The following is a 14,261-nucleotide window of genomic DNA, read 5'->3' on the forward strand; positions in this document are numbered from 1 at the left end:
TAATATAAGATAAAAATAGGATACTGTTTTATAATGATAAGTTTTTATTTCATTAATCATTGTCAGAATTAAAACTTTTCCAGCTCAATCCATTCTGCTTCTGGAAAATGTTTCGCCAAATAAGCTTTTAAATAATCAGCGGTATCTTTAGAAATCAGGGGGTCTTTGGATTCATCCTTTAAGTTATACACCAAGGCATACAAACTCAAACCACGGCTCTTTAAAGCTTCCAGACTCAATAAGGTATGATTAATACTGCCCAAACGTCCAGAAGTCACCAAAATCACAGGAAATTGATGATGGACAATATAATCAATGGTCAATATTTCAGTGGTGAGTGGCACCATCAAACCACCTGCTCCCTCTAACAGCACCACATCAAACCGCTGAGCCAATTCTTTGGTCGCTGCTTCAATCTTGGCAAAATCCAGATCACGTCCATCCAAACGTGTGGCCAAATGCGGCGAGGCAGGATAAGTAAAAATTTCAGGCATGGTCAGCTTCTCATGATCTTCCTGAAACCAGCCACTGCCCATAATTTCACGATGTTTTTGGATATCTTCGGAGATATCTACATTCCCTGTTTGTACCAACTTCTGGGTAATAACGCGCTGCCCCTGTTCTGTCCAAAGCTTGGCGAGATAGCCTGTGGCATAAGTTTTACCAATCTCAGTATCAATACCACTGACAAAATAAATTGCTGCACTCATGCTGTTCTCCGTGCAATCACATAAATCGGATGATAAGTCAGACGAAAACCCTGCTCATCATAAAACTGTTGATAATCTGAATAAAACTGCTGCAAGGATTGCTTGGTCCAGCGATGTGATTGAGCTGTTGCGGTCACGCCTGTTGCTTTTAAATGCTGCAATACCGATTTTGGATGATCAAAATAAACCTGCTTATGATCTTGCTGTATCAATAAAATTTCAAAGCCTTGCTGTTCCAACTGTCGCTTTAAAGATTCCAAGCCAACATAATTTAAGCCTTGTCCTGTTAGCTGCTTAATTTCAGTTAAATTGTTTGGCCCAAAAGTAGAAAATCCGAAGTACGCTTTCGGCTTTAACGCCGCATAAATCCGCTGCAATAAAGCAGGTAAATCAAGCATCCACTGTAATGCCGAACTGGAAATTACGGCATCCAAGGACGGAGGTAATGTCAGCTGTTCAATATCACCGATCAACCAATCAATCTTAGTTCCCCCCTTAACAAAAGGGTGAGAAGTATCACTTCGCAAGTGAGGAGATTTAAGATTTAAAAAATGCTGCTCAACATCTGCATATAAGTCATTTAAGAACAGTTGCTCAACCTGAAAATAAGACTCAAATAAATAGGTGAGATTGCCTGAACCACAGCCAATCTCAAGGACTGATGGCAAAGATTGAGGACAATAGGTTTTAAGATATTCAAATAATTGTGCACTAATCTGTTTCTGTACCACAGCATGTTCAACATAGCTTTGCCCTGCTTTGGCAAAACGTTGGGCAACCAGTGCTTTATTGATGCTCACAAACACTCCACCAGTTGTTCCAATTCATTTTTTTGCACCAAAGCGGTGAGTGAAATGCGTAGCCGTGAACTATTTTGTGGCACTGTTGGTGGACGGACGGGCATTGCATAAAAACCCTGTTGTTGCACATAACGTGCTTTTCCGATTGCTGCCTGACTTTCACCCACAATAATTGGAATGATATGACTGCTGGATGGGCTGGTAAAACCTTTTGCAAGCACTGCTTGTTGTAAATACTGACTGATCTCAGCCAAGTGCTGACGCTGTTGCTGCATGTTCAGCACTTTATTAAAAATAAAATCTGACCATGCCATCGAAATCGGAGGTAAAGCGGTACTAAAAATCAATGGGCGCATTTTATTGATCAGATAATCACGGATGATTGAGTCACAAATGATATAGCCACCTACCGAGGCAATCGCCTTACCAAAAGTTCCAACTAGGAAATCAATCTGATCCAATACACCATATTGTTCAGCACAGCCAAGACCTTGCTCGCCCCTGACGCCAATGGCATGGGCTTCATCGACATACAGCATGGTTTTGGCAAAACGTTGTTTTAACTGAGCCAGTGCCGCTAAATCAGTCTCATCACCATCCATACTAAAAATACTTTCGGTCACCACAATAATGCGTTCAACTTGCTCATCTTGATGATACTTTTGCAATAACTGTTCCAGATGTTGCAAATCATTATGACGATAACGTACATATTGAGCAGTCGATAGTCGAATGCCATCAATCATACTGGCATGCACCAGTTTATCGGCCAGAATCACGGTTTTGCTATCACACAAGGCTGGCAAAATACCGATATTCATGTGATAGCCACTATTGAAGAGTAAGGTAGCACGGCCAAAGGCTTTGCTTAGGCTATTTTCAAAGTGTTCATATTCCGCAAAATTACCAGTGAGCAAGCGTGAAGAAGATGAACTAAAGAGCGCTCGTTCGATTTTCAGCGTATCAAGAAATTCTTCTCTTAAACTTAAATCAGCTGCCAAACCTAAATAATCATTGGATGCCAGATTCAACATGGTTCGATCTTGAATGGTAATCCATCGTCCCTGCTGTTGATTTGAAGTGAATTGGCGGAAATTACCCTGTTGCTTAAGTTGCTCAAGCTGCTCGGCATAATGATCAAGCAAGGACATTGGCATTTACTCCTTGCATATTTTTTACCACTTCACTCATTTGTGCCAATAAATAATGGAGTTCATCATCGCTAATCACATACGGCGGCATCACATAGACCAATTTTCCAAATGGTCGTACCCAAATCCCCCGTTCAACAAACTGCTGCTGTAAGCTTTTCATGTCAACACTAGAGGTTAATTCAACCACTCCAATCGCACCTAATACACGTACATCTGCAACATGATCAAGTTCTACTAAATCACTTAATTGCTCAACAAGGATCTTTTCAATACGTTGAATGTTGCTTTGCCAATCTTGCTCAACCAATAATTGCGTACTTTTTAATGCAACTGCACAGGCCAGCGGATTCGCCATAAAGGTTGGACCATGCATAAATACACCCGCTTCACCTCGACTAATGGTTTCAGCCACTTGCTTAGTGGTTAAGGTCGCAGATAGCGTCATATAGCCACCTGTTAAGCCCTTACCAATACACATGATATCGGGTTCAACTTGTGCATGTTCCCAAGCAAACATTTTGCCTGTCCGCCCAAAACCTGTTGCGATCTCATCAAAGATCAACAACAAATTGAATTGCTCACATAATTCTTTGGCTTGGCGCAAATACTCAGGATGATAAAAACGCATCCCTCCCGCACCTTGCACAATTGGCTCAATAATCAGTGCAGCAATACTGTGATGATGCTGTTCGATCTGTTGTTTGAGTTCCTGAATGTCTTGCGGATTCCATTCTCCATCGAAGCGACTTTGTGGCGCGGGTACAAAAATTCGATTCGGTAAACTTGTACCAAAAATTTGATGCATTCCTGTGACTGGATCACAAACAGACATCGCATTCCAGGTATCGCCATGATAGCCGGAACGGGTGGTAATAAAATTGGTTTTCTCTGATTTGTTTAATGCAGCCCAATATTGCACGGCCATTTTTAAGGCTACTTCTACAGCAACCGAGCCCGAATCTGCGTAGAAAATTTTATCTAAACTCGGTGGCGTGATTTTTAATAAGAGTTTACCCAATTCAATTGCAGGTTCGTGGGTCAGACCACCAAACATGATATGCGCCATGTTCTGCAATTGATCTGTAACTGCTTGGTTTAGTTCAGGATGGTTATAGCCATGAATCGCACACCACCATGACGACATGCCATCAACCAAAGTTCGACCATCTTCTAATTCAATGGTCGCACCGTAGGCACGTTTGACTTTAAAAGTTGGCAGTGGATTTAACATCGAAGTATAGGGATGCCATATATGTTGTAAATCAAATGGGTCTGTCATCCTTTACCTCTGTAAATTCAATATTTAATGATGTGCTGTACAGTGTCATTTCGAGTACTCACCCAATTTCAGGATAAGCTTTCAGCTGGACTTACTTTTTAAAGATAAAAAGTAAGCAAAAATCTTTTGTTAGGCTGATGGCACATCCTTGATGCCACAGCCTAACGGCGACATCCATGTCGCCTCCACGATAGCGAATATTAAAAGTAAATTTCAATAGTGATAAGAACGTTCAATAAATCTCAGTAGCTGTTAATCTTAAACTTGTCAAAATCTAAAATACATTGCGATAACTTTCATTCCATTGCAAGATTAAACAATTTGCTGAATAAAATCCTCAATTATCTGCACAGTCTGCTCAACCATAAAACATGGGAAACCATGCGAAGCTCCATCAATCAAAATAACAGATAGATTCTTTGCAGCTAAATCTTCAGTTTTTTGCATAACTTGGTAAGGAATTAAAGCATCATGCTCAGCAAAGACATGTAACTGCCTACCCTGATAATTTTTATACATACTAACCAAATTCAACTGTTCAAGTAACTGCAAGCCTTGCTTTAACAATGCTATTGGCTGTGGTTGAATCAATTTTTGCATAACCAAAAAATCTTTTTTTGCAGAACTGGCCCCTTGGCACACCAATAAGCCAAAACGTTTTAAGGTTGTAATCGCATCCTGTTCAAATGACTGTTTAAATGCAAAGAAAGTTTCAACTGGCATCGCAGTTGTCCAATCTGGCTGAGCAACAAAACGTGGATTTGAGGCTAAAGTGATTAAAGCTTTCTGTTCATCGTATTGTTGTTGGATTTCATTAACCAGTAAGGTTGCCAGTTGTCCGCCAAGCGACCATCCAACAATTACATCAAATTTCACTGCAAGTTCTACATGCTGTTGTAGGATTTCATTATCCAAAGCATTAAAAATATTAATTCGCTCAACAGAATGCCCTTGTTGTTCTAAAGCATCATGCAAAGGTTTTAATAGCTCAGCACCACCGCCCCATCCAGTAATGAGCAAAATCTTCTTCGACAAATGTATACCTTTATGCTGATCAATCATTTTGTATAAAACATCGCATAGATTGGTTATTTTTTCTAGCTGACACGATTCAATTTGCTAAAATATGCGCTATTACTCCAACGATACTTTGAGATCACAATGATGAATACGATAACGTCCAAAGTTCTTATTTTATGTAGTTCTCTTATTCTACTGAGCACACCAAGCCTAACCACAGCACAAAGCACCTTATTTTCCAAACAAGATACCGCTCAAAAACAATGGGTGGGACAATCCGCGCCTGATTTCAAGTTGCAAGACCAGAAAGGTCAATGGCATACCCTCAACCAATATAAAGGTAAATGGATTGTGCTGTATTTCTACCCAAAAGATAACACCGCTGGCTGTACCCAGGAAGCCAATCAATTCAAGTCACTCTATCCTCAATTTTTAAAGTCGAATGCAGTGGTATTGGGAGTGAGCTTGGATGATGTCGCCTCACATCAAAAGTTCTCAGAAAAACTGGGGCTACCTTTCCCAATTCTTGCAGATGATCAAGGGGAACTTGCTGGAAAATTTGGTATTGTTCGAAATTTCGGAGTTGCTAAGGTGGCGAAAAGAGAAAGCTTTTTGATTAATCCGCAAGGGGCAATCATGTATCACTACACCAGCGTGAATACACAGACCCATGCAGATCAGGTATTGAAAGATTTAAAAGAAGCACAAACTAAAAAATAATTCAGAAATAAAAAACTCAGCTTGGTTAGCTGAGTTTTTTATGACAAATAAAGCTTAAATTTGCGATTGAATATAGTTCTGCAAACCAATTAATTCAATTAAGCGCAACTGCTTTTCCAACCAGTAAGTATGGTCTTCTTCTGTGTCAGAAAGCTGCTGGCGCAACATATCACGGCTAATAAAATCGCCTTTTTCTTCACACAATTTAATACCTTTCGCAAGCTTCTCACGAACATGATATTCAAGGGCCAAATCCGCTTTTAAACAACTCACAACATCTGTACCCACATTGATGTCTTCACGGTTCATATTTGGCTGTGCGCCCAAAAACAAAACACGGCGAATGATTGAGTCTGCATGGGAAGCTTCTTCCTGCATCTCATGGTCAATACGCTCGTAAATCTTGCTCAAGCCCCAATCTTCATACATACGGGAATGGATTAAATATTGATCACGGGCAGCCAATTCACCGCCAATGAGCATATTTAAATAGTCGATGACTTCTGGATTGCCACGCATAATACTTACTCCTATCGAATGACAACATTATGGTCAATTTACACAATAATTGCAAAACCAAAAGTATGTAAGTTTATGATTTTTATAAAATTAAAATGAGAAACATACGCATTTACAGTTTTAATTCTCCCAATTTATCTAATTAAAATAAGCCTTTGCACATTGCGCATTGCTTCACAACTCAATGAATTTAATCAAAATCCTTTATTTAGTTTTTTGTAACGGTTAGCAATGCTTCTTATTCCACTGCAATTTTGATCAAAAAACATTAAAAAATGACTGCTCGGCTGTTGTTTGTTTACACAAAATTCGGTAAATAACATCAATCACAAAAACACAATGCGGAAATAAAATGGATAAAAGTAAGCCAATCTTGGTCACGGGTGCAACGGGTTATATTGCGGGCTGGATTATCGAACGCCTGTTGAATCAGGGTTATAATGTTCATGCAACAGTTCGTGATCCCTCAAAAATAGAAAAGATTCAGCATCTTTATGACATTGCAGAACAGTCATCGGGGCAAATTCAGTTTTTTAAAGCCGATTTACTTGAATCTGGTTCTTTTGATGAAGCCATGCAAGGCTGTGAAATCGTGATCCATACCGCCTCGCCTTTTGTTGTGACCAACTATAAGGATGCAGTAAAAGACATCATTGAGCCTGCGGTAAAAGGAACAGAAAATGTACTGGACAGTGTCAATCGTACAGAGTCAGTAAAACGAGTGGTGCTGACCTCAAGCATTGCCTCAACCTATGGCGATGCGGTGGAGATTCAAAATACCGCAAACAATGAGTTTGATGAAAGCCATTGGAACAATACCAGCAGTGAAACCCATCAACCTTACCCATACTCTAAAGTTGCAGCAGAGCGTAAAGCATGGGAAATGGCCGATCAACAAAATCGCTGGAGTCTTGTCTGCATCAACCCTGCACTGGTGATGGGTCCATCACTGACCGATGCAAGCCAGTCTGGCAGTATTGAAGTTTTACAACAGTTTGGCAATGGCACCACCCTGTTTGGTGTACCACCGATGTGGAATGGCATTGTTGATGTTCGTGACGTTGCCGATGCGCATGTGGCTGCTGCTTTAAACTCTCAGGCGCAAGGTCGCTATATCATTTGTGGTGGGACATTAAGCCTACTAGAAATGGGTCAGGCATTAACGCAAAAATTTGGCTACAGATACCCTTTCCCACATTTTACTGTGCCTAAGACAGCATTTTCTTTGATCGCACCAGTATTTGGGCATTCCCGTCAATTTGTAAAACTGAATATGGGTTATCCAATCTACTTTAATTCACAACGTAGTGTGAAAGATTTGGGGATTCAATATCACGATATCCGTGAAAGTGTCTGTGAGCATTTCCAGCAATTGCTTGATGATGGGATTGTGAAAAAATATATTTAAAGCTGTACCATTACATCATAGTGGTCGAACACAGTTCGACCATATAAGTTAAAATAAAAGTTTAAGCCTCATACTGCGCCAAGAACTCTAAAAACTCTTGTTCATTCATCACCCGAATTTCCAGTTTCTGTGCCTTGTCCAATTTGCTTCCTGCTTTCTCACCCGCAACTACACACTTGGTTTTACTTGAAACACTACCACTAACACGCGCACCTAAAGCCTGAAGCTTCTGCGTTGCCTCATCACGCCCCATACTTTCCAGTGTTCCTGTCACCACCCAACTTTCGCCATTTAATGGCTGACGAGTCGGTGCAGTCGGTGCATCCCAGTGGATGCCTGCGGCAAGCAGGCGATCCAGCACCTCAATGTTATGCGAAGCCTGGAAGAAGTCAGCGATCCATTCTGCGGTAATTTCACCGACATCAGGGGTTTTCTTGAGTGCCTCAATATCTGCTGACTTTAACGCATCAAAAGTCTGAAAGGTATTTGCCAACATACGTGCGGTGGTTTCACCCACACCACGAATCCCGAGTGCATAAATAAAACGTGCCAAAGTGGTTTTCTTGCTGGCTTCAATCGCATCAATCAGGTTTTGAACAGATTTCTCACCCATTTTCTCAATGGTCAGCAGAGTTTCACGATGCTCATGCAAATGATAAATATCAGCAACATCCTTGAGTAAATCAAGGTGTAATAGAGACTCGACCCAACGATCACCCAAGCCCTCAATATCCATGGCTTTACGTGAGACAAAATGGCGAATGGCTTCAATCCGTTGTGCTGCACAATACAAGCCACCTGAACAACGTGCCAACGCCTCGCCCTCTGGCATCACCACTGGCGAATCACAGACAGGACAATTTTCAGGGAGATGAACAATTTCAGCATCGACAGGACGAAACTCGGCCCAGACTTTTTCCACTTTTGGAATCACATCCCCTGTACGGTAAACGCTAACAGTATCGCCCACACGCACATCCAGACGATGAATTTCACCAATGTTATGCAGGGTGACGTTGGATACAGTTACGCCGCCCACAAACACAGGTGCTAAACGTGCCACAGGCGTTAAGGTTCCTGTACGTCCCACCTGCCAGTTAATCTGTTCCACCTTGGTCAGTGCAGCCTGTGCAGGAAATTTATAGGCAGTTGCCCAGCGCGGTTCACGGCTTAAAAAGCCCAATTGCTGTTGCTGTTTAAGATCATCGACCTTAACCACCATGCCATCAATTTCAACCTGTAGCTCTGGACGTTCCTGTTGAATCTGCTCATAGCGCTGTTGTACTTCCTCAATCGAGGTACACAGGAACTGGCGCTCAGCAATCTCAAAGCCCAGTTGCGTCAGCCAATGCAAACTGTCATGCATGGTGGTTAAGCCATGATGAGGCTGACACTGAGCAATACCATAGGCATAGAACGCCAATGGACGTGATGCGGCAATATTCGGATCAAGCTGCCTTAAACTACCTGCCGCGGCATTACGTGGATTGGCAAAGGTTTTTTCACCTTTAGCTGCCTGATCAACATTAAGCTTTTCAAAGCCCTGTTTTGGCATTAACACTTCACCACGCACTTCCAGAAACTGTGGAATCGCATGATCCTTGCTGGATAGAACTTTTGGTAAGTTACGAATGGTTTTGACATTATGGGTGATGTCCTCGCCTGTTTCACCATCACCACGAGTCACGCCACGAACCAGCACGCCATGTTCATACCAGAGGGAAATCGCCAAGCCATCGAGTTTTAATTCGACTTCATAATGGACTTGTTGATTCGGTAAACGCTCATCAATACGACGGGCAAAGGCAAACAGGTCATCCTGATTAAAGACATTGCCCAATGACAGCATTGGAACTGTATGGGTCACACTCTCAAATTTTGACAGGGCTTGTCCTCCGACCTTATTGGTCGGCGTATCTGCCTGAATAAATTCTGGATATTGTTGTTCCAAAGCCTTGAGTTGATGAAATAAATGGTCATATTCACTGTCTGAAATAGAGGGTTGGTCCATCACATAGTAAGCATGATTGTGTTTTGCAATCAGTTGAATCAACTGACGCATCTGCTCAATAACTGAGTTGTGTTCCATTTAAATTTCACCATATAAAAGGGCGGAAAACCGCCCTATAACTTTTCACTGAATTTATTATAAAAGATTGATTAAACCGTTGCTTGATTTGGACGATAATCAATCACATGATGACGCCAATGCTCTTTCAACTGCGGCGTGAATTCAAGATTGTTTTCATCGTAAACTTTACCATCAATCTCACGCGCAATTAAGCCTGCGATACTGGTCATCATGTCATAACCTGTCACCGCCTTGCTGTTTGGCAGTGCAAGGAAAAATGCCAGACCCTGCACCTGTTCCGCAGACAATGTTTCCAGGTCAAAACCCGCTGGGCCATTATCAGTCACACGCAGTACCGAAAACATCAATGCACTTGGCTCATCGGTGTTTTCATAACGATGGAAACATGACATTTCACCAAAACGCAGGCCATATTTCAGCAATACCTTTAATGCTTTATCACCCGACAAGGCACGGCGTGGATTTGGATAAACATTGAGTGCGATGATCTGTTCCGCTGTTGCCAACGCACTTTCATCATCATAGCGTTGCTGCTCATGCAGATGCACATCCAGAATATTACTTTCGCCATCAAACTCAGCAATCTCAACTGTTTCAATATTTGGATTCAGGCTAAGTTCTGATTCAGCCTTGCTTTCTTCAGTGCCACTTTCCTCAACTTCATTTTCTTCAGTTTTTTCTGGATTTTCCAATGCTGCTGTTGCATCTTCAACTTGTGGCTCAGATGTTACGACTTCACTCTCCGTACTGGTCTCAACTTGTACAGTCGGCTCAACCACAGTATCTTCACTGATTGTTTCTTCTGTTTTTTCCTCAACTGCAACTGCCTGCACAGGTGTTTCAACTAGAGGTTCAGCCTCAATCGGTGCTGTTTTAAAACTTGGCTCAACACGGTCGGTTGCAGCGGTGACCACATCATTTTGCAAAATCTGATCTCGTACGTGACGAGGAATCACAGGCTGCTGACTTTCAGGATTAATATGTAAATCCGCTTCCAGTGATGGCTCAACTGGTTTTGGTTTTCTTAAAATCATGATCAAACCAACGAGCATAATCACAACGGCGGCAACAATGCCTATTATTGTATTCATTTCCATACTAGGACTCCGCAACTAACCCGTATTCTTTTGCCTGTTCTAAATCCACAGTCACTAATTTTGATGTGCCTGGCTCTGGCATGGTCACTCCAAGTAAATCAGTTGCCATTGTCATTGCCAATTTATTATGTGTAATGTAAATGAATTGCACTTGTTCAGAAAGCTCTTTTACCAAATTACAATACCGCTGCACGTTGGCATCATCCAGTGGTGCATCCACCTCATCCAATACACAGAAAGGCGCAGGATTCAGCCTAAAGATGGCAAACACCAAAGCCAGTGCCGTTAGGGCCTTTTCACCACCTGACAATAATGCCAGAGAACTGTTACGTTTACCTGGCGGACGCGCCATTAATTTCACCCCAGACTGCCAGTCATCTTCTAGGCTTAGGGTCGCCTCACCACCATTAAACACTTTCGGGAACAACAGTTGTAGCTCTTGATTCACCTTGTCAAATGTGGTCATAAACAACTTACGCGTTTCCTGATCAATACTCTTCATGGCATCTTTGAGCTGATCGACAGTATTTTGCAGGTCCTGCATCTGATGACTGAGTTCATCAAAACGCTGTGACACTTCTTCATATTCCTGCGATGCTGCCAAGTTGACCGCACCAATTTTTTCAAATTGTTGCTGTGCTTTTTCCAGTTTCTGTTGATGGTCCCTAATTTCAATCGTCAGCTCAGACAAAGCTTCCGCATTGAGTTCTTTAAGCTGTTCCAGATAATGCTCACGATCTGATTTAGCTGCCTGCCATGCCAAACGTTTCTGTTCCAGTTGCTCACGTACCTGCTCATCTTTTTGTTGCGCCTGATGGCGCTGTTCAGTCAGTTGTTGTTGCTTTTCCTGTACCTGATTCAGTTCAAGCTGCCATTCATTCCATGTTTTTTGCAATTTTTCAGTTTGCTGGAATTGCTCTTGGAATTGTGATTCCAGATTTGGTAATTCCAGTTGAATTGGGTCAACAAATTTCTTCGCCTGCTCAATCTGTTCAATAATTTGTCGATACTGCGTTTTCAGGAATGAAATATCTTTTTCCAGTAACTCAATTTGCTGATTGGCTTGAGAGGTCTGACGGCGCAGATTTTCACGTTGCTGTTGCTGTTGGGTCAGCTGTTGCTGCTGCTCATCCAGTTGCTCATTTAGATTTTCGACCTGAAACTGCAAGGTTTTATAATTTGGCAATACTGCTTCGAGTTTGAGTGCCAGTGCATGTAAATCAATTTCCAGATCATCCCGCTGCATTGCATCTTCTTCAAGCTGGACATCGAGCTGTTTCAGTTGATCTGCCAGTTGCTGTTGCTGCAACACAAATGCCTGTGCGGTACTTTGCAGCTTGGCAATTTGTACATCCAGCTGTTGCAGCTCCTTTTGCTTCTGCTTCAAACTCTGTTGCTGTTGTTGCAGGCTGTGTTGCTGCTGTTGCACATTTTGCTGTTGTTGTGAAAACTGGTTTTCCAGATCAAGCAACTGTGGCTGTTTCTGTGCCAGTTGTTGCTCAATTTCCTCTAAACGTACTTGATGACTAAGCATCCCTTGCGCAATCTGACTCTCTTCATCATAGTGCAGACCAATCACCCAATCTGCACCAACATGATAACCATCCAGCGTTAAAATGGATTGTGCTTGGTTTAGATCCACCTGATGACGCAGTGCCGTTGCCAAATTTTCTGCCACAGCTACATTGGCCCACAGTGAAGATTGTGGTGTTTCAATCCATGCACTCAAACAAGCTAAATGCTTGATCTGAATATTTTGCTGCTGAGATGATTTTAATTGGCGAGCAACGCCCTCTTGAAATGATTGCCCATTTTCTACAAGTTGAGCCTGTAACCACTTTGCTAAAAACTTTTCAATGATGGCAGCATGTGTTTTACCTTGAGCAGTTAAACGCAAGTTTTGCATCAATCGAACGATATCTTGGTTCTGTTTGGGACTCTGCTTTGCCACCAATTGATTCAGGTTCTTTTGTTCAGCCAATAACACCTGAATCTCTGTTTTTAAACTCTGTACATCCGCCTTGTTTAACTGTTGCTGATCCTGCTGGCTTTGTACATCCTGCTGTAACTGTTCAATTTTAGTTTCCAGCTCAACAATCTCGTGCTGTAACTGCTGCTGTAACTGTTCCAACTGCACCTGTTCATCATCCTGAACCTGAGCACGAATCTGGCTGCTTTGCGTTTGCAAGGTCTGCTTTTGCTGTTCAATCCGCAGTACATTTTTGCTTAGTTGCTCAATCTGTGCCGCCATTTGCAGCTTTTGTTGTTGTTGCTTTTCAACTTGGGTTTTAAGTTGTTCAAATTGCTGTTGTGCCTGCTTTTGCTGTGCCTGAACATCGGTAAAATTCTGCTCGGCGGCTTGGGTCTGCTGTTCCAGCTCAAGCAATTGCTCATTTTCCTCATCAAACTGCGTGGTTAAGGTTTCAACCTGCAACTCGGATAACTGCAAACGTTCCTTGGTTTGTAGTTTTTGCTGCTCAAGCTGAACCAAGCTGCTGCTGTTTTGCTGGAATAAACTCTGTTTTTGCTCCAGCGTCATTTTCAATTCAGCCAGTTTCTTCTCAGCCTGTTGCCACTCCTGTTGCAATGGTGAAGACTGCTGAATCAACCGCTGGAATAAGGCACTTGTGGCTTCAAGATCATGTTCAATCGTATGTGACTCTGAACGAACCAACTTAAATTGTTCGCCTAACGTGGTCATTTCAACTGTATATTCTTGTTGTAGCTTTTGACTTTGATTGGCTTGGAACGAAAGAATCTCGATTTTTAAGGTTCGGATTTGACTTTCTAAAGTTTTGTATTGAATCGCGGCTTCTGATTGACGCTTCAAGGTTCTGAGCTGTGATTTCAGCTCTGCCGCAATATCTTCCAGACGTGCCAGATTTTGTTCGGTATGTTCCAGATGCTGCAAGGTTTCCCGACGACGGGCCTGATAACGGGATACGCCTGCGGCTTCCTCAATAAACACGCGCATTTCTTCTGGTTTAGCGTCAACCAAACGGTTAATCATCCCCTGCTCAATCACCGCATAAGAACGTGGCCCTAAACCTGTACCCAGAAAAATATCGGTAATATCACGACGGCGGCAGCGCGTACCATTGAGGAAATATTCAGACTTGCCTTCACGCGTAACCTGACGACGCACCGCAAGCTCATTGTAGGCATTATAAGCGCCACCCAACTTGCCATAGGTATTGTCAAAACGAAGTTCAACGCTGGCCACACCAACAGGTTTACGTTTGGATGTCCCTGTAAAAATCACATCCTGCATACTACCACCACGCAACTGGCGTGCGCTGGATTCACCCATCACCCAGCGAATGGCATCAATGACATTGGATTTACCGCAACCGTTTGGACCAACGACCGCAGTACGGTTGGCCTTAAAATTCAAAGTGGTACTATCGGCAAAAGATTTAAAGCCTGAAAGTTTTAAACTGCTTAAACGCATAACGCCGTGTT

11 protein-coding genes are annotated in these 14,261 nt (G+C 42.4%); 2 read left to right on the plus strand and 9 right to left on the minus strand.

Translation table 11 applies throughout. The features are described 5' to 3' along the window. Nucleotides 1-68: 68 nt before the first annotated feature. The 5 genes from bioD to N5J47_RS08075 all read right to left on the minus strand — a co-directional run bounded on the left by bioD (nt 69) and on the right by N5J47_RS08075 (nt 5,005). Nucleotides 69-710, minus strand: coding sequence for a dethiobiotin synthase (gene bioD, locus N5J47_RS08055; RefSeq protein ID WP_279959478.1), 642 nt, complete (start codon nt 708-710; stop codon nt 69-71). Then, on the minus strand, nt 707-1,510 hold the full coding sequence (bioC, locus tag N5J47_RS08060; protein ID WP_279959479.1) for a malonyl-ACP O-methyltransferase BioC: 804 nt from the start codon (nt 1,508-1,510) through the stop codon (nt 707-709). Before bioC ends, bioD begins: the two co-directional genes overlap by 4 nt. Then, entirely contained in the window at nt 1,507-2,661 is a 1,155-nt protein-coding gene (locus N5J47_RS08065) for an 8-amino-7-oxononanoate synthase (RefSeq protein WP_279959480.1), read from the minus strand. Before N5J47_RS08065 ends, bioC begins: the two co-directional genes overlap by 4 nt. Further along, nucleotides 2,648-3,943 carry an adenosylmethionine--8-amino-7-oxononanoate transaminase gene (gene bioA / locus N5J47_RS08070; RefSeq protein WP_279959481.1) on the minus strand — a complete coding sequence of 432 codons (1,296 nt, stop codon included), beginning with the start codon at nt 3,941-3,943 and terminating at the stop codon, nt 2,648-2,650. Before bioA ends, N5J47_RS08065 begins: the two co-directional genes overlap by 14 nt. 312 nt (nt 3,944-4,255) lie before the next feature. Then, nucleotides 4,256-5,005: a hydrolase gene (locus N5J47_RS08075; RefSeq protein ID WP_279959482.1), complete on the minus strand. Its 750-nt coding sequence runs from the start codon at nt 5,003-5,005 to the stop codon at nt 4,256-4,258. A gap of 99 nt (nt 5,006-5,104) precedes the next feature. Between N5J47_RS08075 and N5J47_RS08080 the strand changes: the two genes are divergently transcribed. Continuing rightward, the gene (locus N5J47_RS08080; protein WP_279959483.1) at nt 5,105-5,683 is read left to right on the plus strand and encodes a peroxiredoxin; all 579 of its coding nucleotides are present in this window, start codon (nt 5,105-5,107) and stop codon (nt 5,681-5,683) included. 54 nt (nt 5,684-5,737) lie between these two features. Here N5J47_RS08080 and bfr read toward each other — a convergent pair whose 3' ends face one another. Beyond that, nucleotides 5,738-6,202: a bacterioferritin gene (bfr, locus tag N5J47_RS08085; protein WP_279959484.1), complete on the minus strand. Its 465-nt coding sequence runs from the start codon at nt 6,200-6,202 to the stop codon at nt 5,738-5,740. A gap of 352 nt (nt 6,203-6,554) precedes the next feature. Between bfr and N5J47_RS08090 the strand changes: the two genes are divergently transcribed. Beyond that, complete coding sequence (locus N5J47_RS08090) at nt 6,555-7,610, plus strand: aldehyde reductase (protein ID WP_279959485.1); 1,056 nt, start codon at nt 6,555-6,557, stop codon at nt 7,608-7,610. A 61-nt stretch (nt 7,611-7,671) separates the two neighbouring features. Here N5J47_RS08090 and ligA read toward each other — a convergent pair whose 3' ends face one another. From ligA to smc, 3 genes are all read right to left on the minus strand, one after another. Continuing rightward, nucleotides 7,672-9,699 (minus strand): NAD-dependent DNA ligase LigA, encoded by a 2,028-nt coding sequence (gene ligA / locus N5J47_RS08095; RefSeq protein WP_279959486.1) that lies wholly within the window; start codon nt 9,697-9,699, stop codon nt 7,672-7,674. 71 nt (nt 9,700-9,770) lie between these two features. Further along, on the minus strand, nt 9,771-10,799 hold the full coding sequence (locus N5J47_RS08100) for a cell division protein ZipA C-terminal FtsZ-binding domain-containing protein (RefSeq protein ID WP_279959487.1): 1,029 nt from the start codon (nt 10,797-10,799) through the stop codon (nt 9,771-9,773). Between the two features lies 1 nt (nt 10,800). Then, nucleotides 10,801-14,250, minus strand: a complete 3,450-nt coding sequence (gene smc / locus N5J47_RS08105; RefSeq protein WP_279959488.1) for a chromosome segregation protein SMC — start codon at nt 14,248-14,250, stop codon at nt 10,801-10,803. Nucleotides 14,251-14,261 lie beyond the last annotated feature (11 nt).

The sequence above is a fragment of the Acinetobacter sp. GD03645 genome (assembly GCF_029845285.1).
In the GTDB taxonomy this organism is placed as follows: domain Bacteria; phylum Pseudomonadota; class Gammaproteobacteria; order Pseudomonadales; family Moraxellaceae; genus Acinetobacter; species Acinetobacter corruptisaponis.

Excerpts from the sequence above, each read along its gene's own strand:
- bioD (WP_279959478.1), bottom strand. The coding sequence starts at position 710 with ATGAGTGCAGCAATTTATTTTGTCAGTGGTATTGATACTGAGATTGGT.
- N5J47_RS08065 (WP_279959480.1), bottom strand. The coding sequence starts at position 2,661 with ATGTCCTTGCTTGATCATTATGCCGAGCAGCTTGAGCAACTTAAGCAA.
- bioA (WP_279959481.1), bottom strand. The coding sequence starts at position 3,943 with ATGACAGACCCATTTGATTTACAACATATATGGCATCCCTATACTTCG.
- N5J47_RS08075 (WP_279959482.1), bottom strand. The coding sequence starts at position 5,005 with ATGATTGATCAGCATAAAGGTATACATTTGTCGAAGAAGATTTTGCTC.
- N5J47_RS08080 (WP_279959483.1), top strand. The coding sequence starts at position 5,105 with ATGATGAATACGATAACGTCCAAAGTTCTTATTTTATGTAGTTCTCTT.
- bfr (WP_279959484.1), bottom strand. The coding sequence starts at position 6,202 with ATGCGTGGCAATCCAGAAGTCATCGACTATTTAAATATGCTCATTGGC.
- N5J47_RS08090 (WP_279959485.1), top strand. The coding sequence starts at position 6,555 with ATGGATAAAAGTAAGCCAATCTTGGTCACGGGTGCAACGGGTTATATT.
- ligA (WP_279959486.1), bottom strand. The coding sequence starts at position 9,699 with ATGGAACACAACTCAGTTATTGAGCAGATGCGTCAGTTGATTCAACTG.
- N5J47_RS08100 (WP_279959487.1), bottom strand. The coding sequence starts at position 10,799 with ATGGAAATGAATACAATAATAGGCATTGTTGCCGCCGTTGTGATTATG.
- smc (WP_279959488.1), bottom strand. The coding sequence starts at position 14,250 with ATGCGTTTAAGCAGTTTAAAACTTTCAGGCTTTAAATCTTTTGCCGAT.